Annotated in this window: 31 protein-coding genes, 1 tRNA gene and 1 pseudogene; 7 read left to right on the forward strand and 26 right to left on the reverse strand. The window is 40.5% G+C overall.

All coding sequences use genetic code 11. From position 1 onward, the window contains the following. The first annotated feature begins 27 nt into the window (after positions 1 to 27). The 4 genes from tatA to ACMFL8_RS02845 all read left to right on the forward strand — a co-directional run bounded on the left by tatA (position 28) and on the right by ACMFL8_RS02845 (position 3,027). Complete coding sequence (gene tatA, locus ACMFL8_RS02830) at positions 28 to 312, forward strand: Sec-independent protein translocase subunit TatA (protein ID WP_194621050.1); 285 nt, start codon at positions 28 to 30, stop codon at positions 310 to 312. A gap of 55 nt (positions 313 to 367) precedes the next feature. Next, entirely contained in the window at positions 368 to 754 is a 387-nt protein-coding gene (gene tatB / locus ACMFL8_RS02835) for a Sec-independent protein translocase protein TatB (RefSeq protein ID WP_194621049.1), read from the forward strand. Continuing rightward, the gene (gene tatC, locus ACMFL8_RS02840; RefSeq protein ID WP_194621048.1) at positions 751 to 1,587 is read left to right on the forward strand and encodes a twin-arginine translocase subunit TatC; all 837 of its coding nucleotides are present in this window, start codon (positions 751 to 753) and stop codon (positions 1,585 to 1,587) included. The genes tatB and tatC overlap by 4 nt, the downstream gene beginning before the upstream one ends. Before the next feature lie 147 nt (positions 1,588 to 1,734). Continuing rightward, positions 1,735 to 3,027, forward strand: coding sequence for a hypothetical protein (locus ACMFL8_RS02845; protein WP_194621047.1), 1,293 nt, complete (start codon positions 1,735 to 1,737; stop codon positions 3,025 to 3,027). Positions 3,028 to 3,075: 48 nt separating this feature from the next. Here ACMFL8_RS02845 and ACMFL8_RS02850 read toward each other — a convergent pair whose 3' ends face one another. Beyond that, entirely contained in the window at positions 3,076 to 3,435 is a 360-nt protein-coding gene (locus tag ACMFL8_RS02850) for a hypothetical protein (protein ID WP_227670038.1), read from the reverse strand. A gap of 387 nt (positions 3,436 to 3,822) precedes the next feature. On the opposite strand from ACMFL8_RS02850, the gene ACMFL8_RS02855 reads away from it, so the two are divergent. Beyond that, positions 3,823 to 4,212 (forward strand): DUF6122 family protein, encoded by a 390-nt coding sequence (locus tag ACMFL8_RS02855; protein ID WP_194621046.1) that lies wholly within the window; start codon positions 3,823 to 3,825, stop codon positions 4,210 to 4,212. Between the two features lie 882 nt (positions 4,213 to 5,094). Here the strand turns inward: ACMFL8_RS02855 and ACMFL8_RS02860 are convergent. The 24 genes from ACMFL8_RS02860 to ACMFL8_RS02975 form a co-directional block, all read right to left on the reverse strand. Further along, complete coding sequence (locus ACMFL8_RS02860; protein ID WP_413190040.1) at positions 5,095 to 5,910, reverse strand: tyrosine-type recombinase/integrase; 816 nt, start codon at positions 5,908 to 5,910, stop codon at positions 5,095 to 5,097. 21 nt (positions 5,911 to 5,931) lie between these two features. After that, positions 5,932 to 7,056, reverse strand: a complete 1,125-nt coding sequence (locus tag ACMFL8_RS02865; protein WP_413190041.1) for a zonular occludens toxin domain-containing protein — start codon at positions 7,054 to 7,056, stop codon at positions 5,932 to 5,934. Positions 7,057 to 7,123: 67 nt separating this feature from the next. Further along, positions 7,124 to 7,414: a DUF2523 family protein gene (locus tag ACMFL8_RS02870; RefSeq protein ID WP_413190042.1), complete on the reverse strand. Its 291-nt coding sequence runs from the start codon at positions 7,412 to 7,414 to the stop codon at positions 7,124 to 7,126. Further along, positions 7,414 to 8,610, reverse strand: a complete 1,197-nt coding sequence (locus ACMFL8_RS02875; protein ID WP_413190043.1) for a virulence factor TspB C-terminal domain-related protein — start codon at positions 8,608 to 8,610, stop codon at positions 7,414 to 7,416. The genes ACMFL8_RS02870 and ACMFL8_RS02875 overlap by 1 nt, the downstream gene beginning before the upstream one ends. Positions 8,611 to 8,775: 165 nt before the next feature. Next, positions 8,776 to 9,018, reverse strand: a complete 243-nt coding sequence (locus tag ACMFL8_RS02880; RefSeq protein WP_413190044.1) for a major capsid protein — start codon at positions 9,016 to 9,018, stop codon at positions 8,776 to 8,778. Between the two features lie 30 nt (positions 9,019 to 9,048). After that, positions 9,049 to 9,228 carry a hypothetical protein gene (locus ACMFL8_RS02885; RefSeq protein ID WP_413190045.1) on the reverse strand — a complete coding sequence of 60 codons (180 nt, stop codon included), beginning with the start codon at positions 9,226 to 9,228 and terminating at the stop codon, positions 9,049 to 9,051. A gap of 2 nt (positions 9,229 to 9,230) precedes the next feature. Continuing rightward, the gene (locus tag ACMFL8_RS02890; RefSeq protein ID WP_413190046.1) at positions 9,231 to 9,548 is read right to left on the reverse strand and encodes a hypothetical protein; all 318 of its coding nucleotides are present in this window, start codon (positions 9,546 to 9,548) and stop codon (positions 9,231 to 9,233) included. 15 nt (positions 9,549 to 9,563) lie between these two features. Then, positions 9,564 to 10,766 carry a replication initiation factor domain-containing protein gene (locus ACMFL8_RS02895; protein ID WP_413190047.1) on the reverse strand — a complete coding sequence of 401 codons (1,203 nt, stop codon included), beginning with the start codon at positions 10,764 to 10,766 and terminating at the stop codon, positions 9,564 to 9,566. Then, positions 10,766 to 11,020: a hypothetical protein gene (locus ACMFL8_RS02900; RefSeq protein WP_413190048.1), complete on the reverse strand. Its 255-nt coding sequence runs from the start codon at positions 11,018 to 11,020 to the stop codon at positions 10,766 to 10,768. The genes ACMFL8_RS02895 and ACMFL8_RS02900 overlap by 1 nt, the downstream gene beginning before the upstream one ends. Positions 11,021 to 11,183: 163 nt before the next feature. Further along, a complete protein-coding gene (locus tag ACMFL8_RS02905; protein ID WP_413190049.1) occupies positions 11,184 to 11,393 on the reverse strand; it encodes a hypothetical protein in 210 nt (69 codons plus the stop codon). Between the two features lie 2 nt (positions 11,394 to 11,395). Further along, positions 11,396 to 11,605, reverse strand: coding sequence for a hypothetical protein (locus tag ACMFL8_RS02910; protein WP_413190050.1), 210 nt, complete (start codon positions 11,603 to 11,605; stop codon positions 11,396 to 11,398). Continuing rightward, complete coding sequence (locus ACMFL8_RS02915; RefSeq protein ID WP_413190051.1) at positions 11,602 to 11,778, reverse strand: hypothetical protein; 177 nt, start codon at positions 11,776 to 11,778, stop codon at positions 11,602 to 11,604. Before ACMFL8_RS02915 ends, ACMFL8_RS02910 begins: the two co-directional genes overlap by 4 nt. Before the next feature lie 522 nt (positions 11,779 to 12,300). Beyond that, entirely contained in the window at positions 12,301 to 13,116 is an 816-nt protein-coding gene (locus tag ACMFL8_RS02920) for a tyrosine-type recombinase/integrase (protein WP_413190040.1), read from the reverse strand. Between the two features lie 21 nt (positions 13,117 to 13,137). Then, positions 13,138 to 14,262 (reverse strand): zonular occludens toxin domain-containing protein, encoded by a 1,125-nt coding sequence (locus ACMFL8_RS02925; protein ID WP_413190041.1) that lies wholly within the window; start codon positions 14,260 to 14,262, stop codon positions 13,138 to 13,140. 67 nt (positions 14,263 to 14,329) lie between these two features. Then, entirely contained in the window at positions 14,330 to 14,620 is a 291-nt protein-coding gene (locus tag ACMFL8_RS02930; protein WP_413190042.1) for a DUF2523 family protein, read from the reverse strand. Beyond that, complete coding sequence (locus ACMFL8_RS02935) at positions 14,620 to 15,816, reverse strand: virulence factor TspB C-terminal domain-related protein (protein ID WP_413190043.1); 1,197 nt, start codon at positions 15,814 to 15,816, stop codon at positions 14,620 to 14,622. The genes ACMFL8_RS02930 and ACMFL8_RS02935 overlap by 1 nt, the downstream gene beginning before the upstream one ends. Before the next feature lie 165 nt (positions 15,817 to 15,981). Then, the gene (locus ACMFL8_RS02940) at positions 15,982 to 16,224 is read right to left on the reverse strand and encodes a major capsid protein (protein WP_413190044.1); all 243 of its coding nucleotides are present in this window, start codon (positions 16,222 to 16,224) and stop codon (positions 15,982 to 15,984) included. Between the two features lie 30 nt (positions 16,225 to 16,254). Beyond that, entirely contained in the window at positions 16,255 to 16,434 is a 180-nt protein-coding gene (locus ACMFL8_RS02945; RefSeq protein WP_413190045.1) for a hypothetical protein, read from the reverse strand. A 2-nt stretch (positions 16,435 to 16,436) separates the two neighbouring features. Continuing rightward, positions 16,437 to 16,754, reverse strand: coding sequence for a hypothetical protein (locus tag ACMFL8_RS02950; RefSeq protein WP_413190046.1), 318 nt, complete (start codon positions 16,752 to 16,754; stop codon positions 16,437 to 16,439). Positions 16,755 to 16,769: 15 nt separating this feature from the next. Then, positions 16,770 to 17,972, reverse strand: a complete 1,203-nt coding sequence (locus tag ACMFL8_RS02955; RefSeq protein ID WP_413190047.1) for a replication initiation factor domain-containing protein — start codon at positions 17,970 to 17,972, stop codon at positions 16,770 to 16,772. After that, on the reverse strand, positions 17,972 to 18,226 hold the full coding sequence (locus ACMFL8_RS02960) for a hypothetical protein (RefSeq protein WP_413190048.1): 255 nt from the start codon (positions 18,224 to 18,226) through the stop codon (positions 17,972 to 17,974). Before ACMFL8_RS02960 ends, ACMFL8_RS02955 begins: the two co-directional genes overlap by 1 nt. A gap of 163 nt (positions 18,227 to 18,389) precedes the next feature. Next, positions 18,390 to 18,599 carry a hypothetical protein gene (locus ACMFL8_RS02965; protein ID WP_413190049.1) on the reverse strand — a complete coding sequence of 70 codons (210 nt, stop codon included), beginning with the start codon at positions 18,597 to 18,599 and terminating at the stop codon, positions 18,390 to 18,392. Positions 18,600 to 18,601: 2 nt separating this feature from the next. Then, positions 18,602 to 18,811 carry a hypothetical protein gene (locus ACMFL8_RS02970; RefSeq protein ID WP_413190050.1) on the reverse strand — a complete coding sequence of 70 codons (210 nt, stop codon included), beginning with the start codon at positions 18,809 to 18,811 and terminating at the stop codon, positions 18,602 to 18,604. Beyond that, positions 18,808 to 18,984 (reverse strand): hypothetical protein, encoded by a 177-nt coding sequence (locus ACMFL8_RS02975; protein ID WP_413190051.1) that lies wholly within the window; start codon positions 18,982 to 18,984, stop codon positions 18,808 to 18,810. The genes ACMFL8_RS02970 and ACMFL8_RS02975 overlap by 4 nt, the downstream gene beginning before the upstream one ends. Before the next feature lie 164 nt (positions 18,985 to 19,148). Between ACMFL8_RS02975 and ACMFL8_RS02980 the strand changes: the two are divergent. Next, positions 19,149 to 19,232 (forward strand): annotated as a pseudogene (locus ACMFL8_RS02980) (helix-turn-helix domain-containing protein); the annotation flags it as partial. 84 nt (positions 19,233 to 19,316) lie between these two features. On the opposite strand, the gene ACMFL8_RS02985 reads toward ACMFL8_RS02980, so the two are convergent. After that, positions 19,317 to 19,393: transfer RNA gene (locus tag ACMFL8_RS02985), tRNA-Arg, on the reverse strand. A gap of 378 nt (positions 19,394 to 19,771) precedes the next feature. Here ACMFL8_RS02985 and ACMFL8_RS02990 point away from each other — a divergent pair. Continuing rightward, complete coding sequence (locus ACMFL8_RS02990; RefSeq protein WP_413191361.1) at positions 19,772 to 20,428, forward strand: c-type cytochrome; 657 nt, start codon at positions 19,772 to 19,774, stop codon at positions 20,426 to 20,428. The last annotated feature ends 426 nt before the right edge of the window (positions 20,429 to 20,854 follow it).

Below are 20,854 nucleotides of genomic sequence, written 5' to 3' on the forward strand. Positions count from 1 at the left end.
TTAGAATTTAAAAATAAGGATATCGTTATGGGTAGTTTTTCTATTACACATTGGCTGATTTTATTGGTTGTGGTGGTGGTCGTATTTGGCACCGCTAAGCTTAAAAATGCTGGTAAAGATTTAGGCGGTGCAGTAAAGGGTTTTAAAGAAGCAGTCAAAGATGAAGAAACCGAGCGTGCTCGCAATAATCGTTCACTTGACCATGAAAATAGTACGCCAGCTACAAGTAATGATTTAAATACGCAGGTAGGGGCTCAGGCTGATGGTACAGAAATCAGCCCTGTCACCACTGATGATCAGCACAAAGTATGAAGCGAGCCGCTTATAATTAGCGGCACTAAATAGTCTTTTAATATATGTGACTGTTATGTTTGATATCGGATTTTCCGAGTTACTCTTGTTTGGCGTCATAGCCTTAATCGTATTGGGCCCAGAAAAACTGCCGCAGGCCGCGCGTACGGCTGGGCAATGGTATGCCAAACTGCGCCGTACAGTATCCACTCTACAGTCTGAAATAGAAGCTGAGCTTGATCTGGCTGAAACGCGCCAACAAATGCAAAATGAGCTTGCAAAAATTCGTCAGACTGAGTCAGATATGAAGCGTGAACTAGCAGAGATGCGCGGTAGTATGCAAAAGTTTGAAGACTCGCAGAACCAAAGCTTAGATGCTTCACATCAACCAATCACCTCTTATGATAAAGAGCATCAACCGAATACTTCCTCCTCGTTCATTAAACAGGAGGCGGATCAGTGAGCCTATTTGAAAAGCGAAAAAGTCGACAAGAAAAAATCGCTGCTACGGAACTTGAGGCGCCAACAGATACAACACAGAATAATGAGTCTGGAGATAGGTTAGGTACGCTCAGTGATATGCCTATTACCGAACATTTAATAGAGCTGCGCAAGCATCTCATCAAAATATGCGTGGCCGTCTTAATTATATTCTTAGTATTGGTAGGATTTTCACGCGAGCTTTATAATCTTTTATCAGACCCATTAGTGGCTCAGTTACCCATCAATTCGACCATGATTGCCACTGATATAACGTCAAACTTTATGGCTCCCATTCGCTTAACGATATTCGTCGCCGCATTTTTAGCAATGCCTTATATCTTGTATCAAATTTGGTCATTTATAGCTTCTGGCTTATATAAAAAAGAGAAGAAAATTGCTATTCCTGTGCTGTTGTCTTCGATATTTCTATTTTATACGGGGGTTGCTTTTGCCTACTTTGTCGTGCTCAAAGGTGTATTGAAATTTTTTATCCTATTCGCGCCGCAGAACGTTATACCGATGACCGATATTGATAGTTATCTGAGCTTTGCCCTCAAGTTGTTTATGGTGTTTGGACTGACTTTTGAGATTCCAGTGGTTACCTTACTACTGATAATGGTTGGAATCGTTTCTACTCAGAATTTAGCAGACAAGCGTCGTTATATTATTGTCGGCTGCTTTGCGGTTGCAGCGGTAGTAACACCGCCTGACGGCATATCTATGCTATTGCTAGCGATTCCGATGTGGCTACTGTTCGAGTTAGGTTTGTTTTTAGCAAAAATGTTAATCAAAGAAGAACATAAAACTGTCTAACCTCGCAAAATAGCTATAGCGCACAATGACTATTTTATAAAACAACTATAAAAACAACCTTATCTTAAACATTTCAAATACCTTTTTTACTTTGGCTGTTTTCTAAACCTTATCAGCATACCCACTAAACTTAGTAATGAGATTTAAATGGAACACCTAAGCAATAACCAAGATAAAGTGAATGACAATCTTGCAGATCAACTTAATAAAGAGTGCTATTGCCGTACTTTAGATCGTAAAGTACTTAATATTATCCTTCAAAATCAATTGTCAGACACTAGAGACAACCCAATAGGAGCTAATGAGCTTAATAAGATTTTTTCAGCAACACCGGTGTTTGTCCCTAAAACAGAGATAGAGACAATGGTGCGAATCGTCGCAGCTATTGAGTCGGCTGCTAAACTTCCATCTTACCAACAGCAAGTATTGTCATGGGCACCCAAAATTGCTGCTTTCGATCCAGGGCCAATAGGAGCCTTTATGGGTTATGACTTTCACTTAGGTAGCGATGGCCCTCAACTTATTGAGATCAATACTAACGCTGGAGGCGCATTTTTAAACGTAGCACTTGCCCGCGCACAAAAACAATGCTGCCACCCTTCCGAGCAAAGTGCTGAGACTACTAAAATGCTTGATGGGTTTGAAGAAGCCGTCACTAACATGTTCATACAAGAGTGGCAGCGACAATCGGCTACTGCCATGCCTAATCGCATAGCTATTATCGATAATGATCCCAAAAGCCAGTTCATGTATTTAGAGTTTCAGCTGGCTTGCCGACTACTTCAAGCTAAGGGCATTGATACTGTTATACTTGATCCGTCTGAACTTAACTATGTTGATGGCAAGCTGACAGCGCATGGTAAGCCCATTGATATGATCTATAATCGGTTGGTCGACTTTGCATTTGAAAACCCTAATCACGCCGTGCTTAAAAGTGCCTATCTAGAGGATGCTGTGGTGGTGACACCCAATCCCCATGTGCATGCTATATTTGCGAATAAGCGTAACTTAGCCTTACTATCCGATCCGCAGACATTGCGCGCTTGGGGACTAGATGAGGCTGCAGCGAGGTACCTTGAAAAGTCTGTACCAAAGACTAAGCTTGTATCAAAAGACGAGGCAGCAGAGTTGTGGCGTACTCGGCGACAGCTGTTTTTTAAGCCAGTTGCTGGTCATGGAAGCAAAGGGGTCTATCGCGGTAGCAAGCTGACTCGACGCGTTTTTGAGAACATTCTGGATGAGGATTATATCGCACAGACCTTTGTTCCTGCAGGAGAGCGATCAATAAAAATCGATGATGTTGTGACGACCAAAAAGGTAGATATACGTCTCTATACCTATGCAGGACAGCTGTTACTAACTGCTGGGCGTATCTATCAAGGTCAGGTGACTAATTTTCGTACACCAGGGGGTGGATTTGCGCCTGTTTTCCAAGTGTAATGGTGTAGTGAACTAAATAGCACCAACTGCCTTTAATGCTAACCTCTATTACTTGGATATCTGCCAACCTAAGAACATCCATTTGACAGTGTAGATTAACAGTATCGGAATGACCACCCACTGAACGAGCGGCAACGCACCTATGCTTAGTAACGGAACATCAGGCATCAGCCCACTATAATTCCACCTTTGGCCAGCGCCAGTTGCCCAGTATTCAAAGAGTATTGTTATGGTCAGGCCAACGGCAAGGTATATCGATAAAGTCGACAGACGCCACGGCTTTGCAATCCAGAGCCAATCTTTTACAAACAATGCCGCAAGCACGTAAGCGCCAAAAGCAATATTGGCATCACCGACGGTCGCACGTGTACAAAGCCAGACCACGTCCCAGTGTCTCGCTTCGGCCATGCCGGAGAAGAACGGTACCTGTGCCATCTCCCAAAAAAAATGGAGAAAGAAACTTACGCTCCATACCATCAGGGCAAGCACTGCTGATGTTGCTGCTCGGCGGGATTGGCTTACAAGAGTCATCATTCCTCCAAAAATAGCCATAGCAATAAATACAGTTCCATGTTTACTCGTTCGTTATTATCAGACCGAAACGCCGTTTACTGGGGTCTCCCGACGGCAGATTAGTATGTTGCCTGCTGCACGTGTTTATCAAGGTCAGGTGACTAACTTGCGTACACCAGGTGGTGGATTCGCACTTGTCTTTCAGGTGTGAAGGTATACCTCAGATCGTGTATGATACTCTTAGAACACTTTTTAAAACACCTTCTTAGTTCGGAAAAAGCGATGAGTCAAACCGTTATCCATTATTTTCTACATTTTGGCATGCCGTTGATCATCGCCTATATGTTTTTTCGTAGTGACTATAAGCGAGTTTATTTGATTCTGTTAGCAACAATGCTAGTTGATTTAGATCATCTGCTAGCGACACCTATCTTTTCGCCCAATCGCTGTAGTATTAATTTCCATCCGCTACATACTTATTATGCGATGGCAGTATATGCGGGCATGTTGTTTTTACCAAAGCCCTATAAGATAATTGGTTTAGGGTTATTACTGCATATGTTGACTGATTTAAATGACTGTATAATGACCTATATTGATTGTCCACAGTGTTTGAGTCAGGCTCCTGCCCGTGAGTTGGTAGCGTGGTTAGGTAGAGCTATTAAGTTTTAATACGGTTGTGATTACATCCCTTTGTATCTCTCTCATAAATCATCTCTTTAATGACTCCTAGAAGTAGATATATCGCTATCCAATCCTGAATAAGTCCTCGCATTAGACCGCTTGTGTTCCAATTCGAGGATTAAGTTTGTCTAGCTTGTTACTCTAAGCTTAGTGAGATAGCTCTGTTTCTAATCAGGCATAGCGGAAAGAACTAACCGCTACTTCTTCAGTTTAGTATGACTATTCAATGTGCCACGTGTTGTATCAAGCAGATCGGCGACGTTATTTAATAAAATATAGTCTCTTTATCAACAAAAAAGGAATTTAAGCTATATCATTGATGATATTAGACAGATAAGTGGTTATGCAAGAGACGTGGGTATACTGGATAAGCTAGGCTACCATACGGTAGAGGAGCAGTCATCAAAGGTTGTTAGTTGCGTTGTTATCTACACTGATCAAGATAAGGGAAATAAGCTACCTATAGTTTAACTGCTGGCAAATCGATTGACAGGTGGAAGGCATGCACACAAACTCATAGCTCATTCATTGTTAAAGAGTAGACTGTCTCTTATGTTTTTATATGTATAAAATAGCCAGCCCTTATAAATAAAAGGCTTAATCTAAAATTCAAACACAAAAAAACCTCAAACAATATAATGCTTGAGGCGAAATTTGAACAAAACTTAAGCTATAAATAGTGGTGCGCTCGGCGGGAATCGAACCCACGACCCTCGGCTTCGGAGACTGTGAGCAAGCAATATTCAGTTACAGAAGTTTACAATTTAGTTAGTAAGGACATTAACGGTATTGCTTCTAATCATTCTCAAAAGTTATCAATAAGCACCTGCAGCCAAGCCTTATTGATAACTGTTTGTTATATCGTTGAGTTTACGAAATCTTTTCTACTGCTCCCACGTATTGCGAATAATCAAGGTGTGCATAGCGCATCGTACTAGATATGTCATTGTGTCCCAATAGCTCTTTTATCGTGTAAATGCCTACGCCACTTTGAAGCAACCAGCTCGCATATGTATGCCTTAAATCATACATGGTACAAGTCAAATTTGCTCTATCTTTGCAGCGCCCAAACGATTTTGTAAAGCTCTTATAACGGTCATTTGTCTTTAGGTTCATAAACACATATTTACCCTGTCTTTGTCTTTTGCTCAATACCTCCAACGCTATCGAGTTCAGGTACTTGTAAAGCGTTTTATTCGATTTACTGTAATAATTGCGGACTATGAACTGCTTATGTTCTAAGTGTACATTGCACCATTCGAGCGTTAATAACTCCTTAGGACGGCAGCCTGTCATTGTGAGCATGACTATAAAATCATGTAGATCAGTATTAGACGTTATCAAGGCGGACTTTAAAAGCCTTTGATATTCTGAACGTGTCAGGTAGTTTGCAATGTGGTCTGTCTCAACAAATTTTACCTTGTTAAAGGGGTTGTTCAAGTGAATGTCATAATCTTCATTTACTCTATTAATTGCAGCCCTCGCAAAACTGCATTCTCTGTTTATGGTGGCATTGGAGACTTTGCAGCGCCTTAACGCTGCATACTCTTTTACGTCCTTTTTCCTCAAATCCTTTAAATCCCAGACATCAAAAAAGCGCAAATTATGCGCTCTGTAATGATATTTGTTTTCTGTTAAATGATAAGACTGATAATACTCTATTACGTCACTTAGTTTACTAAACATAATTTCACCTATTTGTTAAAATCAAATAGGCTCAACCGTTCTCTTTTGCACTGTCTGTCCGTCACTGTCCTTGTCTCTCTCCAATTGCCTAGACTTTGGCATCATTCCGAACTCATTAACCATCTTACGGCAAATGCTGTCGTCAATAGCTAACAGTTCGCCATACTCATTCAAGGCCATGCAGGTTTCATTGTTCGATACAACGGACACAGGGAGTATATCAGGTGATTTCGTTAGCTCAACGATATGATCGGCTAGATATTTTGTTTTCAAATCCTCTATTTCGTTTTGAAGGGCTAATATTTTTTGCTGTTCTGTCTGTGTTTCGGCTTGATTGTCCAATGGTTCACCGTTTTCATCAAGCCTTGCTTGCTCATTGGCTTTGATTATGTCAGTTTCTCCATTTTGTACCATTGCTTTAATGGGGCTGGTATTGTAGCGCCATACCATTATGGCTAGAAGAAACGATATGCCTAGCAGCGCAAGCGTCCATTCCTTTGGCATCTTGAACTTCATGGAGTCATGAGCAGACGCAGATTTGTAGCAGTTATAATACTTTTTATTGAATTTGAACGTCTCTTTCTCAAAAACATCGTCCATCGTCGATTTTGAACGTGGAGTCGTTTTGAATTCATTCCATTTGTATATTTTTGATTGATTTAGTGCGTTGAACCTTTTGACGTGATAGTGGAACTCTACGAGGCCACGTAAATGTGTATGTATGTATTGAGGGAATTGCGTTATCAATACGAAGATAAAATCCTCATGACCATGCTCATTCATTGACATTGTAGTGCCATGTTTAGATAGCATACCTGTGCTATCTTTTATCCAATCTACCTTGTGACATTCGTCATAGATGAATATTGAGCCAGCTTTAGGACATATAAAGTCATCAGGTTTTGCTTTATCGTCATGCTCTCCAAACCATAAAGGCGTTTCACCAAAAACAGCCCACTGATTTTGAACTGATGGTAATTGAACTGGTGTACTTGGCGCATTTATCCCAGCTATATCGCAGTATATTTCCCTAGCTTGTTTGCCTTGCTCTTCTCTTTTCTTATTTTGCTCGATAAAGTCTAATATCATTTTCATGACATATTGACTTTTGCCGTGTCTTGGCTGACCTGTTACCACGTAAATCATGTCTTTTATCCTTTAGGAGTAGGCGTTAAAATTTACGCCGTGCTCGTACCTGTGCGCGGCGTAAAAGTTAAGCGCCTACGCCTGTCAGCTTAATACCCATAGCTTTAATTGCTGCACAGATAACCATTGCCCCTACAAGTATGCTAATAGCGTCATCAAGTCTAGATAAATTCATTATCATGCCAATAGATTCCGTTTGAAGTAATTCAGACAGGGCAGCGTTTATATATTTTGATATTAGCCTCTGAGTAAAGGCGTAACTAACCAATCCCAAAAAACCCGTAAATAAATACTTAAAAACGGCATAGATTAAATCACGAGTAAGAAAACCGAGAACAATACCAATAATAGCAGGCATCAGATTGTCCTTATAATGAGCATACCGCCACTTAAATAAGCAACCGCAACGATTATTCCTGATAGCTTGCCTAAAATGATGCAAAGGGGCTGATAGCTCAAATCTATGCTTCCCATCATTATGTTTATCGTTTCATCAGGAGGACATTGACCTTCTGCATTGATATAGCTCTCTCCTATATCCTTATCATCAAATTTAGTCGGATCGTCAATTTCTGGCTTATACTCGTCATCTGGCCCAGCTTCCAAAGGCGGTTCTTGATTATAATCATCAATGAAGTCGCAGACTTTCCACGCCCAGTCACAAAATTCTGGCCATTCATTTTCTTCTGGCTGTGGTTCAGGTTCAGGTGGCAAAGCATCTTTTTCTGCTTCTCTGTCTTTGTACCAGTCTATGAAATCACAAACTTTAGATGCCCAAGTGCAAAAGACTGGAAACTCTGCTACAGCACCATCTTTGCCGTCTAATCCATCTTGACCATCTTTGCCATCAATGCCATCAGCACCAGTTAAACCAGTTGCACCCATTCGACCTGTTGCGCCATCTGCACCATCTTTGCCATCAATGCCATCAGCACCATTTAAGCCATTGATACCATCTTTGCCATCAATGCCATTAGTACCATTCAAACCATCTTTGCCGTCTAATCCATCTTTGCCGTCTAATCCATCTTGACCATCAAGGCCGTCCAATCCGTCATCACCCTTATCGCCTTTATCGCCTTTATCGCCTTTATCGCCTTTATCACCCTTATCGCCTTTATCGCCTTTATCGCCTTTATCGCCTTTATCGCCTTTGGTTGGGTCATTAGGTTCATCAGGATCACCAGGTTCGTCGTCACATTGCCAATCATCAACAAAAACAGAGTTAACAGATACAGCAAAATTTGCATTGTTTGCATGAACTGCTGAAAAATTTACGGTACAAGTAGAGACACTGACAGGATTAACGGGGCAATTGTCATTAGAATAAGAATAACTACGAGATGGGACGTCATCAATTAATTGCTGTATTCTGCCATATTTAGCAGCAAAGACAGGTGACGGATTTTTGACACCAGAAGAAGTATAAACCCATGCGCCTCTTGTGCCCGCAGGACACTCCCAAGAACCACCAGCACCACCACCACCCATACCATCATCAGCTATTGCGGAAGTTGAAAGGAAGAGAGCAAGAATCAGAATTATTTTATTCATTTGATTCAACTATTTAATGTATTGAAAAATAGGTTAAGAGCAGCGACAAATGAAAAAACTATCAACCAATTAAGAATATGGGCTTCAGGCATTTTGCAATCCTTTTAATTAACTTTGTAATACTGCCTACGATTATTTGTAAGCAGCACTCAAAGCAAACTTTGATTAAGACAGTGAACGCTTAATCATTTTGTAACCTACAAATAGGGCAACGAGCGTTAAGACCGCAAGCATTACCGTTTGCATTGATGCACTATTACTAGCGACTTCCGTTTCAAGTGCTGTGGTATCAAGCGCAGCAAATGCAGGAGCAGTAAGTGCAAAGACACTAGCACCCAAGCCGACTTTACCTAGCTTTTCAGTGACTTTTGTTTTTGCAGGTGCTTGAACTTCATTGATTTCTGACATGGTATTTCTCCGTTGTTTACGTAGACAAGCTTACGCTTGCATCATTGTCTTCCCTATTAATCCGCCAATATAAGCAATTACTAACAAGGTACAGATTGCTATTGTCAGCCCTGCTGCACTTTCTTTGGTAATAGCTAACGTGTCGAGTAGAGAAGTTTGCTCGACCCACTCATAACAAACATTGTCAACGAGCGTTTGGCAGACGTACATGATTAAACCTTATTCGTTGTTTGTTGCGGCTTTGCTAAGGTCTTTACGTCCTTAACAATAAGCTTTGTTCTTTTGCCGCTTGTTACCAACTCGACTTTGATATCCGCATCAACTGGAAAATCTAGCGAATCAAAATCTTTCATATCTTCGGCAGTTTTATAATTAAATTCTTGCACGGACTGACCTTTTCCGCCTGTGCTGTCGTCCAGCGCAACCAAAACATACAACTTTGTTGTATTCTCGACGTAATCTTCAATCTTAAAATCTGACGGTTTAGCGCCAACGATTGTTACGCCTTGCATTGTTGATATTAATGACATAGTGAAACCTCTTTTTTATGCAGCCATGAGAGCCTGTTGTAAAAACCAAGCGTGGGGAAGATGAAGCCTATCGGGTATTGCCTTAGCATCATCATTTTTTATCAGCTCGATAATCTCGGTATCTGATAGGAACGTTCTAAAAAAAGTCATGTATTTCCCTGTCTGGTTCTTGATCCAGTCAAAGGCATGATTTATTTGTACTTTCGATGTTAGGCGATTGGTAGCGATTCGGCAGGACGTTTCATACATGAAAAGACCTTCAAAGCAAGGATACGACCCCATTGCATAGGTGGAGGGGTTGAGCAGTACGTCAAACGGTATAACACGGTCAACGCCTTTATATTCAACCTCACAGCGAACCCATGCACTGTCTTTATCTCCTTCCTTTTTACCTTTTTCGTAAAATCTGCAAAATTTACCACTTGCTCTATTGCCAATATTTAACGTGCGTCCTTTATTGTTTGGGTCTTGATACTTCCAGTTGCCTAAGTGACTAACCGTGGGCTTTGCGCCACCACAATGGAAACCACCATTCGTTTCAAGTTCGTCTATAGATTCAACGTCTAAGTAATTGCCTTCTAAGTCATCATGAGCTAAATCAACACGGGTTATCTTTGGCTCTATGGCGTACTTTGTTAGCCACTCATAAACGTACTGCTGCCAACCGTCAGGCGCTAATGCACAACCTGTACCGTTAATCATTATTTGAAACTTACCACGCTGTCCACCAATGCAAAGCAAACCGTAGTTTTCGCCAATCACAAAGCTGTACTTAAAGAAGTTGCGACCTGTTTGATTTTGTTTTGTTATTGCGAAACGTTTGCCAAACATTCTAGTGATTAATACGCTTATATCTAGAGCCGCCGACTGACAAAGAGACATGTACTGTTCATCATCTTCATCTGTCCTACGGTACTTTTCTTCGACTGATGCGATATCAGCAGTTATAGATAGCCAATCAATGAAGAATTCTTGACCATTGCACGGCACTGGTACAGATTTAAGAACTGGTTTATTATTTTTACCTGTTAGAACTATTGTGTCCGTGGTAGAAATTGCGTTTTGTTTCCTTTGCATTAAGCGTAAGGCAAATTTGGCACGTAAGTCGGGGTTGTCGCCCTGAGTTACCCTCATGTTATTGATGAGGGTATCAACTTTCGAAATCGAGCTATCAGCGAATTCATTGGGCGTTAGTGTGGGGTAATCATTCTGGCGCATTATTTTCTCCACCCATCTTGGTCATCGTTTTTGTCATTTTCTTCGTTGACTAAATCATAAAAGGTATTGATTGTTGTATTGCTATAGCTTGCAAAAATGGCGGTATAAGATAAAACTTGTAAGGCCTTGCATTCGTCATGCACTGGATTGCCATCACGTAAAATATTACTAGCACGGTCAAAGACCATACGAGCGGCAATATCTAAGGCAGCTTGGTTATGCTCTCTATCCGTCATGTAATTGTGCATTGCCATACCTGTTCACCTTTTAGCCTAAGTAAAGACTCTGTAAGATTTGATTGCTTAGCGACATTGTTTGTCGTCTTTGGGTCAATCATTAAGGTTAAATAACGATAAAGCCTGTTATCTAACCTTAATAATTCGACCTTATAAAAAAGGCCTAATTATTAAATTTTGCTTAGCTATTTATGAAACCTGCTACTTTCTTTTGTAATTTATGAACATCATTCACATAATCAATAAAGATTTTCTGAACTGGTTTGATGCTTATCTGCTGTACTTCCTGTTGTTGCAATGCTATTTCATAGTTAAAAAAGGCATCAACAATAATCTGCAATTCCTCTTGTGTGAAATCGTCTATCGAATTTTCGTTAATTGCTTGACCCATCTCTATTGAACTCCTTTTGCTGTGTTGGCTTCATTGGTAGTTGCTGTTGACCAGAATAAGGCACTAAGTCGAACCAGCGCATTTGCAACCACATAAAATAAGATAGCCGTAAATATAAGGAATAGGATCAGCGTAAATTTGTTTTGATTTATCTCAAGAAGCAAAGGGTCTGAAATCAAAACGTTCATTTCTAAAAACGATTGATAATTCATCTTTTGACCCCTTTACTATTGGCATAATGAATGCCCCCGTCCAACTCACCAATGGCATCTAAGACGGCATTGGTAGAGGTTTCGGGAGGACAGGGGCAAGCGGTATTGTTATTTTTCTTATAAATAGGGCGTAAAAAGAAGTAATGCTGTGACTTGCTAAGATACTCATACATAAAAAACACTCCCGAATAGTGTAATATTGAATTGTCGTTATCTGTGATAAAGAACGATTAATCAAATTTATACCACTTATTCAAATTTTGCAAGCGGAGAGAATGACATGAAACTAGAAATGCTAATTGCAAGGGCAAAATATTTTGAAAGAACTCAAAAAGACATGGCTAAAAAACTAGGTACTTCACCTAGCAGATTCGCAGACTGGAAGAACGGTAAAACGAAGCCATCACCTTATGAAATATTCAAGATAGCAGAGATGGCAAGGCTTGAACCAGAAAGTACGTTCTATGATGTAATGACAGAAATTGACGAGGATAATGCAGATTATTGGTGCGCTCGGCGGGAATCGAACCCACGACCCTCGGCTTCGGAGACTGTGAGCAAGCAATATTCAGTTACAGAAGTTTACAATTTAGTTAGTAAGGACATTAACGGTATTGCTTCTAATCATTCTCAAAAGTTATCAATAAGCACCTGCAGCCAAGCCTTATTGATAACTGTTTGTTATATCGTTGAGTTTACGAAATCTTTTCTACTGCTCCCACGTATTGCGAATAATCAAGGTGTGCATAGCGCATCGTACTAGATATGTCATTGTGTCCCAATAGCTCTTTTATCGTGTAAATGCCTACGCCACTTTGAAGCAACCAGCTCGCATATGTATGCCTTAAATCATACATGGTACAAGTCAAATTTGCTCTATCTTTGCAGCGCCCAAACGATTTTGTAAAGCTCTTATAACGGTCATTTGTCTTTAGGTTCATAAACACATATTTACCCTGTCTTTGTCTTTTGCTCAATACCTCCAACGCTATCGAGTTCAGGTACTTGTAAAGCGTTTTATTCGATTTACTGTAATAATTGCGGACTATGAACTGCTTATGTTCTAAGTGTACATTGCACCATTCGAGCGTTAATAACTCCTTAGGACGGCAGCCTGTCATTGTGAGCATGACTATAAAATCATGTAGATCAGTATTAGACGTTATCAAGGCGGACTTTAAAAGCCTTTGATATTCTGAACGTGTCAGGTAGTTTGCAATGTGGTCTGTCTCAACAAATTTTACCTTGTTAAAGGGGTTGTTCAAGTGAATGTCATAATCTTCATTTACTCTATTAATTGCAGCCCTCGCAAAACTGCATTCTCTGTTTATGGTGGCATTGGAGACTTTGCAGCGCCTTAACGCTGCATACTCTTTTACGTCCTTTTTCCTCAAATCCTTTAAATCCCAGACATCAAAAAAGCGCAAATTATGCGCTCTGTAATGATATTTGTTTTCTGTTAAATGATAAGACTGATAATACTCTATTACGTCACTTAGTTTACTAAACATAATTTCACCTATTTGTTAAAATCAAATAGGCTCAACCGTTCTCTTTTGCACTGTCTGTCCGTCACTGTCCTTGTCTCTCTCCAATTGCCTAGACTTTGGCATCATTCCGAACTCATTAACCATCTTACGGCAAATGCTGTCGTCAATAGCTAACAGTTCGCCATACTCATTCAAGGCCATGCAGGTTTCATTGTTCGATACAACGGACACAGGGAGTATATCAGGTGATTTCGTTAGCTCAACGATATGATCGGCTAGATATTTTGTTTTCAAATCCTCTATTTCGTTTTGAAGGGCTAATATTTTTTGCTGTTCTGTCTGTGTTTCGGCTTGATTGTCCAATGGTTCACCGTTTTCATCAAGCCTTGCTTGCTCATTGGCTTTGATTATGTCAGTTTCTCCATTTTGTACCATTGCTTTAATGGGGCTGGTATTGTAGCGCCATACCATTATGGCTAGAAGAAACGATATGCCTAGCAGCGCAAGCGTCCATTCCTTTGGCATCTTGAACTTCATGGAGTCATGAGCAGACGCAGATTTGTAGCAGTTATAATACTTTTTATTGAATTTGAACGTCTCTTTCTCAAAAACATCGTCCATCGTCGATTTTGAACGTGGAGTCGTTTTGAATTCATTCCATTTGTATATTTTTGATTGATTTAGTGCGTTGAACCTTTTGACGTGATAGTGGAACTCTACGAGGCCACGTAAATGTGTATGTATGTATTGAGGGAATTGCGTTATCAATACGAAGATAAAATCCTCATGACCATGCTCATTCATTGACATTGTAGTGCCATGTTTAGATAGCATACCTGTGCTATCTTTTATCCAATCTACCTTGTGACATTCGTCATAGATGAATATTGAGCCAGCTTTAGGACATATAAAGTCATCAGGTTTTGCTTTATCGTCATGCTCTCCAAACCATAAAGGCGTTTCACCAAAAACAGCCCACTGATTTTGAACTGATGGTAATTGAACTGGTGTACTTGGCGCATTTATCCCAGCTATATCGCAGTATATTTCCCTAGCTTGTTTGCCTTGCTCTTCTCTTTTCTTATTTTGCTCGATAAAGTCTAATATCATTTTCATGACATATTGACTTTTGCCGTGTCTTGGCTGACCTGTTACCACGTAAATCATGTCTTTTATCCTTTAGGAGTAGGCGTTAAAATTTACGCCGTGCTCGTACCTGTGCGCGGCGTAAAAGTTAAGCGCCTACGCCTGTCAGCTTAATACCCATAGCTTTAATTGCTGCACAGATAACCATTGCCCCTACAAGTATGCTAATAGCGTCATCAAGTCTAGATAAATTCATTATCATGCCAATAGATTCCGTTTGAAGTAATTCAGACAGGGCAGCGTTTATATATTTTGATATTAGCCTCTGAGTAAAGGCGTAACTAACCAATCCCAAAAAACCCGTAAATAAATACTTAAAAACGGCATAGATTAAATCACGAGTAAGAAAACCGAGAACAATACCAATAATAGCAGGCATCAGATTGTCCTTATAATGAGCATACCGCCACTTAAATAAGCAACCGCAACGATTATTCCTGATAGCTTGCCTAAAATGATGCAAAGGGGCTGATAGCTCAAATCTATGCTTCCCATCATTATGTTTATCGTTTCATCAGGAGGACATTGACCTTCTGCATTGATATAGCTCTCTCCTATATCCTTATCATCAAATTTAGTCGGATCGTCAATTTCTGGCTTATACTCGTCATCTGGCCCAGCTTCCAAAGGCGGTTCTTGATTATAATCATCAATGAAGTCGCAGACTTTCCACGCCCAGTCACAAAATTCTGGCCATTCATTTTCTTCTGGCTGTGGTTCAGGTTCAGGTGGCAAAGCATCTTTTTCTGCTTCTCTGTCTTTGTACCAGTCTATGAAATCACAAACTTTAGATGCCCAAGTGCAAAAGACTGGAAACTCTGCTACAGCACCATCTTTGCCGTCTAATCCATCTTGACCATCTTTGCCATCAATGCCATCAGCACCAGTTAAACCAGTTGCACCCATTCGACCTGTTGCGCCATCTGCACCATCTTTGCCATCAATGCCATCAGCACCATTTAAGCCATTGATACCATCTTTGCCATCAATGCCATTAGTACCATTCAAACCATCTTTGCCGTCTAATCCATCTTTGCCGTCTAATCCATCTTGACCATCAAGGCCGTCCAATCCGTCATCACCCTTATCGCCTTTATCGCCTTTATCGCCTTTATCGCCTTTATCACCCTTATCGCCTTTATCGCCTTTATCGCCTTTATCGCCTTTATCGCCTTTGGTTGGGTCATTAGGTTCATCAGGATCACCAGGTTCGTCGTCACATTGCCAATCATCAACAAAAACAGAGTTAACAGATACAGCAAAATTTGCATTGTTTGCATGAACTGCTGAAAAATTTACGGTACAAGTAGAGACACTGACAGGATTAACGGGGCAATTGTCATTAGAATAAGAATAACTACGAGATGGGACGTCATCAATTAATTGCTGTATTCTGCCATATTTAGCAGCAAAGACAGGTGACGGATTTTTGACACCAGAAGAAGTATAAACCCATGCGCCTCTTGTGCCCGCAGGACACTCCCAAGAACCACCAGCACCACCACCACCCATACCATCATCAGCTATTGCGGAAGTTGAAAGGAAGAGAGCAAGAATCAGAATTATTTTATTCATTTGATTCAACTATTTAATGTATTGAAAAATAGGTTAAGAGCAGCGACAAATGAAAAAACTATCAACCAATTAAGAATATGGGCTTCAGGCATTTTGCAATCCTTTTAATTAACTTTGTAATACTGCCTACGATTATTTGTAAGCAGCACTCAAAGCAAACTTTGATTAAGACAGTGAACGCTTAATCATTTTGTAACCTACAAATAGGGCAACGAGCGTTAAGACCGCAAGCATTACCGTTTGCATTGATGCACTATTACTAGCGACTTCCGTTTCAAGTGCTGTGGTATCAAGCGCAGCAAATGCAGGAGCAGTAAGTGCAAAGACACTAGCACCCAAGCCGACTTTACCTAGCTTTTCAGTGACTTTTGTTTTTGCAGGTGCTTGAACTTCATTGATTTCTGACATGGTATTTCTCCGTTGTTTACGTAGACAAGCTTACGCTTGCATCATTGTCTTCCCTATTAATCCGCCAATATAAGCAATTACTAACAAGGTACAGATTGCTATTGTCAGCCCTGCTGCACTTTCTTTGGTAATAGCTAACGTGTCGAGTAGAGAAGTTTGCTCGACCCACTCATAACAAACATTGTCAACGAGCGTTTGGCAGACGTACATGATTAAACCTTATTCGTTGTTTGTTGCGGCTTTGCTAAGGTCTTTACGTCCTTAACAATAAGCTTTGTTCTTTTGCCGCTTGTTACCAACTCGACTTTGATATCCGCATCAACTGGAAAATCTAGCGAATCAAAATCTTTCATATCTTCGGCAGTTTTATAATTAAATTCTTGCACGGACTGACCTTTTCCGCCTGTGCTGTCGTCCAGCGCAACCAAAACATACAACTTTGTTGTATTCTCGACGTAATCTTCAATCTTAAAATCTGACGGTTTAGCGCCAACGATTGTTACGCCTTGCATTGTTGATATTAATGACATAGTGAAACCTCTTTTTTATGCAGCCATGAGAGCCTGTTGTAAAAACCAAGCGTGGGGAAGATGAAGCCTATCGGGTATTGCCTTAGCATCATCATTTTTTATCAGCTCGATAATCTCGGTATCTGATAGGAACGTTCTAAAAAAAGTCATGTATTTCCCTGTCTGGTTCTTGATCCAGTCAAAGGCATGATTTATTTGTACTTTCGATGTTAGGCGATTGGTAGCGATTCGGCAGGACGTTTCATACATGAAAAGACCTTCAAAGCAAGGATACGACCCCATTGCATAGGTGGAGGGGTTGAGCAGTACGTCAAACGGTATAACACGGTCAACGCCTTTATATTCAACCTCACAGCGAACCCATGCACTGTCTTTATCTCCTTCCTTTTTACCTTTTTCGTAAAATCTGCAAAATTTACCACTTGCTCTATTGCCAATATTTAACGTGCGTCCTTTATTGTTTGGGTCTTGATACTTCCAGTTGCCTAAGTGACTAACCGTGGGCTTTGCGCCACCACAATGGAAACCACCATTCGTTTCAAGTTCGTCTATAGATTCAACGTCTAAGTAATTGCCTTCTAAGTCATCATGAGCTAAATCAACACGGGTTATCTTTGGCTCTATGGCGTACTTTGTTAGCCACTCATAAACGTACTGCTGCCAACCGTCAGGCGCTAATGCACAACCTGTACCGTTAATCATTATTTGAAACTTACCACGCTGTCCACCAATGCAAAGCAAACCGTAGTTTTCGCCAATCACAAAGCTGTACTTAAAGAAGTTGCGACCTGTTTGATTTTGTTTTGTTATTGCGAAACGTTTGCCAAACATTCTAGTGATTAATACGCTTATATCTAGAGCCGCCGACTGACAAAGAGACATGTACTGTTCATCATCTTCATCTGTCCTACGGTACTTTTCTTCGACTGATGCGATATCAGCAGTTATAGATAGCCAATCAATGAAGAATTCTTGACCATTGCACGGCACTGGTACAGATTTAAGAACTGGTTTATTATTTTTACCTGTTAGAACTATTGTGTCCGTGGTAGAAATTGCGTTTTGTTTCCTTTGCATTAAGCGTAAGGCAAATTTGGCACGTAAGTCGGGGTTGTCGCCCTGAGTTACCCTCATGTTATTGATGAGGGTATCAACTTTCGAAATCGAGCTATCAGCGAATTCATTGGGCGTTAGTGTGGGGTAATCATTCTGGCGCATTATTTTCTCCACCCATCTTGGTCATCGTTTTTGTCATTTTCTTCGTTGACTAAATCATAAAAGGTATTGATTGTTGTATTGCTATAGCTTGCAAAAATGGCGGTATAAGATAAAACTTGTAAGGCCTTGCATTCGTCATGCACTGGATTGCCATCACGTAAAATATTACTAGCACGGTCAAAGACCATACGAGCGGCAATATCTAAGGCAGCTTGGTTATGCTCTCTATCCGTCATGTAATTGTGCATTGCCATACCTGTTCACCTTTTAGCCTAAGTAAAGACTCTGTAAGATTTGATTGCTTAGCGACATTGTTTGTCGTCTTTGGGTCAATCATTAAGGTTAAATAACGATAAAGCCTGTTATCTAACCTTAATAATTCGACCTTATAAAAAAGGCCTAATTATTAAATTTTGCTTAGCTATTTATGAAACCTGCTACTTTCTTTTGTAATTTATGAACATCATTCACATAATCAATAAAGATTTTCTGAACTGGTTTGATGCTTATCTGCTGTACTTCCTGTTGTTGCAATGCTATTTCATAGTTAAAAAAGGCATCAACAATAATCTGCAATTCCTCTTGTGTGAAATCGTCTATCGAATTTTCGTTAATTGCTTGACCCATCTCTATTGAACTCCTTTTGCTGTGTTGGCTTCATTGGTAGTTGCTGTTGACCAGAATAAGGCACTAAGTCGAACCAGCGCATTTGCAACCACATAAAATAAGATAGCCGTAAATATAAGGAATAGGATCAGCGTAAATTTGTTTTGATTTATCTCAAGAAGCAAAGGGTCTGAAATCAAAACGTTCATTTCTAAAAACGATTGATAATTCATCTTTTGACCCCTTTACTATTGGCATAATGAATGCCCCCGTCCAACTCACCAATGGCATCTAAGACGGCATTGGTAGAGGTTTCGGGAGGACAGGGGCAAGCGGTATTGTTATTTTTCTTATAAATAGGGCGTAAAAAGAAGTAATGCTGTGACTTGCTAAGATACTCATACATAAAAAACACTCCCGAATAGTGTAATATTGAATTGTCGTTATCTGTGATAAAGAACGATTAATCAAATTTATACCACTTATTCAAATTTTGCAAGCGGAGAGAATGACATGAAACTAGAAATGCTAATTGCAAGGGCAAAATATTTTGAAAGAACTCAAAAAGACATGGCTAAAAAACTAGGTACTTCACCTAGCAGATTCGCAGACTGGAAGAACGGTAAAACGAAGCCATCACCTTATGAAATATTCAAGATAGCAGAGATGGCAAGGCTTGAACCAGAAAGTACGTTCTATGATGTAATGACAGAAATTGACGAGGATAATGCAGATTATTGGTGCGCTCGGCGGGAATCGAACCCACGACCCTCGGCTTCGGAGACCGATACTCTATCCAACTGAGCTACGAGCGCATAATACGAGTTGACTGCTAGGTTGCTCAATACTGCGTTTAATTGAGTATTCTTGGCAGGGCAGTCTGTCGAAAAATAAAGACCGCCTAGTCTAACAAATAAAAGCCAGAAAGCCAATGAGCGAAGCCCGCTATTGACGTTTTTTAAGAAAAAACAGGATAGTCAGTAAACAAGCATGGCAATTTGCCCGTCTTTTCCCTTATAATGTCAGGGAAAATTCATATTTATAATCACCGATTACAAGTGCGCGCGCTGACGGGATGGCTGTTTGCTATTGATGACGAAATGTTTGTCGTCGAAGGAGGATAAACAGAATGTCCAAATCATGCGAGCCCTTGTATCTGTAATAAGAGAACGTGACGAATGAGAAAAGTAGTGATGTTATCGGCAGCTGCCATTCTAGGAATTGCTAGTATCGCGGTGAGCCAAGCGGAAGATGTTGCAGGCACACCTGTAACTGTCTCTGATGTAGCAGAAGCGCAAGATGTGGTCGAAAACGCGCCACAACAGTTAGGTGATGATACCCAAGCTGCCGCCGATACTACAGATGACACTGCTGCGGTCGATGCGAGCGGGCAAGCAGACGGTACTACAGATGACGCTGCGGCAACGGAAGAAGTAGCAGCAGCGGCGGATGAAGAACCCATTCCACAAGATACGCCGCAAGTACAAAAGCTCATTGCTTTGTATCCTAACTTGATTGCTCGTATTCAGCCTGTCGCTACAGTATGTTTCGAAGACGATGAGGTTTGTGATGTAACGGCACGCTCATCAGGTCCTTCGGCAGGTGATGGCCCTCGCGATGGCAAAGCAGTATACAATGCCGTGTGTCAGACTTGTCATGCTTCAGGTTTGCTTGGTTCACCTATGTTAGGGGATACAGGGGCTTGGGGACCACGTATAGCAAAAGGTAAAGATACTCTATACACCCATGCGATCAATGGCTTCAACGCGATGCCTGCTAAAGGTGGTGCGGATATCCCTGATGAAGAAGTTCAAAATGCGGTAGATTATATGGTTGGTGAAGCCAGCTAATTATTGCTCAGCCATTACTGACCGTGATGAATAGCTTACTAAGCTTTTAAGATACGCATTGACTAAGCGCTTATTTCATTTAATGAGGTAGGCGCTTTTTTAATGATGAGTATTATTAATATGGTGCTTCTAATAGAACACAGTTGAAATTCGTTGCTAATAGCCTCACCTTAAGACATTAGATTGTCTCTTCCAAATATTAGGGCCTGTCATCAATTAGCGTATTTATACATTTGCTGGTCTTAAAATAACTAAAGCCTGTTAAACACTGTCAGAAATGTTGTCAATATATTCATATCTACGGCGATTTCCTTCTTATTTAGCAGCAGTATTTCTCATTTTAAGCCGCACGATCTAAATGATGCCACGCCCTAGTATTTTAATAGTCAATTTCCACATAAATTTATAACAAATAAAGAGGTTTGC

Origin of the sequence: Psychrobacter sp. AT9, from assembly GCF_047272965.1 — a bacterium.
Taxonomy (GTDB): domain Bacteria; phylum Pseudomonadota; class Gammaproteobacteria; order Pseudomonadales; family Moraxellaceae; genus Psychrobacter; species Psychrobacter glaciei.

Coding starts and splice junctions, on each gene's coding strand:
- tatA (WP_194621050.1), top strand. CDS start 28: ATGGGTAGTTTTTCTATTACACATTGGCTGATTTTATTGGTTGTGGTG.
- ACMFL8_RS02920 (WP_413190040.1), bottom strand. CDS start 13,116: ATGTTTAGTAAACTAAGTGACGTAATAGAGTATTATCAGTCTTATCAT.
- ACMFL8_RS02910 (WP_413190050.1), bottom strand. CDS start 11,605: ATGAATTATCAATCGTTTTTAGAAATGAACGTTTTGATTTCAGACCCT.
- tatB (WP_194621049.1), top strand. CDS start 368: ATGTTTGATATCGGATTTTCCGAGTTACTCTTGTTTGGCGTCATAGCC.
- ACMFL8_RS02875 (WP_413190043.1), bottom strand. CDS start 8,610: ATGAATAAAATAATTCTGATTCTTGCTCTCTTCCTTTCAACTTCCGCA.
- ACMFL8_RS02860 (WP_413190040.1), bottom strand. CDS start 5,910: ATGTTTAGTAAACTAAGTGACGTAATAGAGTATTATCAGTCTTATCAT.
- ACMFL8_RS02940 (WP_413190044.1), bottom strand. CDS start 16,224: ATGTCAGAAATCAATGAAGTTCAAGCACCTGCAAAAACAAAAGTCACT.
- ACMFL8_RS02890 (WP_413190046.1), bottom strand. CDS start 9,548: ATGTCATTAATATCAACAATGCAAGGCGTAACAATCGTTGGCGCTAAA.
- ACMFL8_RS02855 (WP_194621046.1), top strand. CDS start 3,823: ATGAGTCAAACCGTTATCCATTATTTTCTACATTTTGGCATGCCGTTG.
- ACMFL8_RS02905 (WP_413190049.1), bottom strand. CDS start 11,393: ATGGGTCAAGCAATTAACGAAAATTCGATAGACGATTTCACACAAGAG.
- ACMFL8_RS02970 (WP_413190050.1), bottom strand. CDS start 18,811: ATGAATTATCAATCGTTTTTAGAAATGAACGTTTTGATTTCAGACCCT.
- ACMFL8_RS02990 (WP_413191361.1), top strand. CDS start 19,772: ATGTTATCGGCAGCTGCCATTCTAGGAATTGCTAGTATCGCGGTGAGC.
- ACMFL8_RS02880 (WP_413190044.1), bottom strand. CDS start 9,018: ATGTCAGAAATCAATGAAGTTCAAGCACCTGCAAAAACAAAAGTCACT.
- ACMFL8_RS02900 (WP_413190048.1), bottom strand. CDS start 11,020: ATGGCAATGCACAATTACATGACGGATAGAGAGCATAACCAAGCTGCC.
- ACMFL8_RS02925 (WP_413190041.1), bottom strand. CDS start 14,262: ATGATTTACGTGGTAACAGGTCAGCCAAGACACGGCAAAAGTCAATAT.
- ACMFL8_RS02955 (WP_413190047.1), bottom strand. CDS start 17,972: ATGCGCCAGAATGATTACCCCACACTAACGCCCAATGAATTCGCTGAT.
- ACMFL8_RS02845 (WP_194621047.1), top strand. CDS start 1,735: ATGGAACACCTAAGCAATAACCAAGATAAAGTGAATGACAATCTTGCA.
- ACMFL8_RS02965 (WP_413190049.1), bottom strand. CDS start 18,599: ATGGGTCAAGCAATTAACGAAAATTCGATAGACGATTTCACACAAGAG.
- ACMFL8_RS02885 (WP_413190045.1), bottom strand. CDS start 9,228: ATGTACGTCTGCCAAACGCTCGTTGACAATGTTTGTTATGAGTGGGTC.
- ACMFL8_RS02930 (WP_413190042.1), bottom strand. CDS start 14,620: ATGCCTGCTATTATTGGTATTGTTCTCGGTTTTCTTACTCGTGATTTA.
- ACMFL8_RS02935 (WP_413190043.1), bottom strand. CDS start 15,816: ATGAATAAAATAATTCTGATTCTTGCTCTCTTCCTTTCAACTTCCGCA.
- ACMFL8_RS02975 (WP_413190051.1), bottom strand. CDS start 18,984: ATGTATGAGTATCTTAGCAAGTCACAGCATTACTTCTTTTTACGCCCT.
- ACMFL8_RS02915 (WP_413190051.1), bottom strand. CDS start 11,778: ATGTATGAGTATCTTAGCAAGTCACAGCATTACTTCTTTTTACGCCCT.
- ACMFL8_RS02850 (WP_227670038.1), bottom strand. CDS start 3,435: ATGGCCGAAGCGAGACACTGGGACGTGGTCTGGCTTTGTACACGTGCG.
- ACMFL8_RS02895 (WP_413190047.1), bottom strand. CDS start 10,766: ATGCGCCAGAATGATTACCCCACACTAACGCCCAATGAATTCGCTGAT.
- ACMFL8_RS02950 (WP_413190046.1), bottom strand. CDS start 16,754: ATGTCATTAATATCAACAATGCAAGGCGTAACAATCGTTGGCGCTAAA.
- ACMFL8_RS02960 (WP_413190048.1), bottom strand. CDS start 18,226: ATGGCAATGCACAATTACATGACGGATAGAGAGCATAACCAAGCTGCC.
- ACMFL8_RS02865 (WP_413190041.1), bottom strand. CDS start 7,056: ATGATTTACGTGGTAACAGGTCAGCCAAGACACGGCAAAAGTCAATAT.
- ACMFL8_RS02870 (WP_413190042.1), bottom strand. CDS start 7,414: ATGCCTGCTATTATTGGTATTGTTCTCGGTTTTCTTACTCGTGATTTA.
- ACMFL8_RS02945 (WP_413190045.1), bottom strand. CDS start 16,434: ATGTACGTCTGCCAAACGCTCGTTGACAATGTTTGTTATGAGTGGGTC.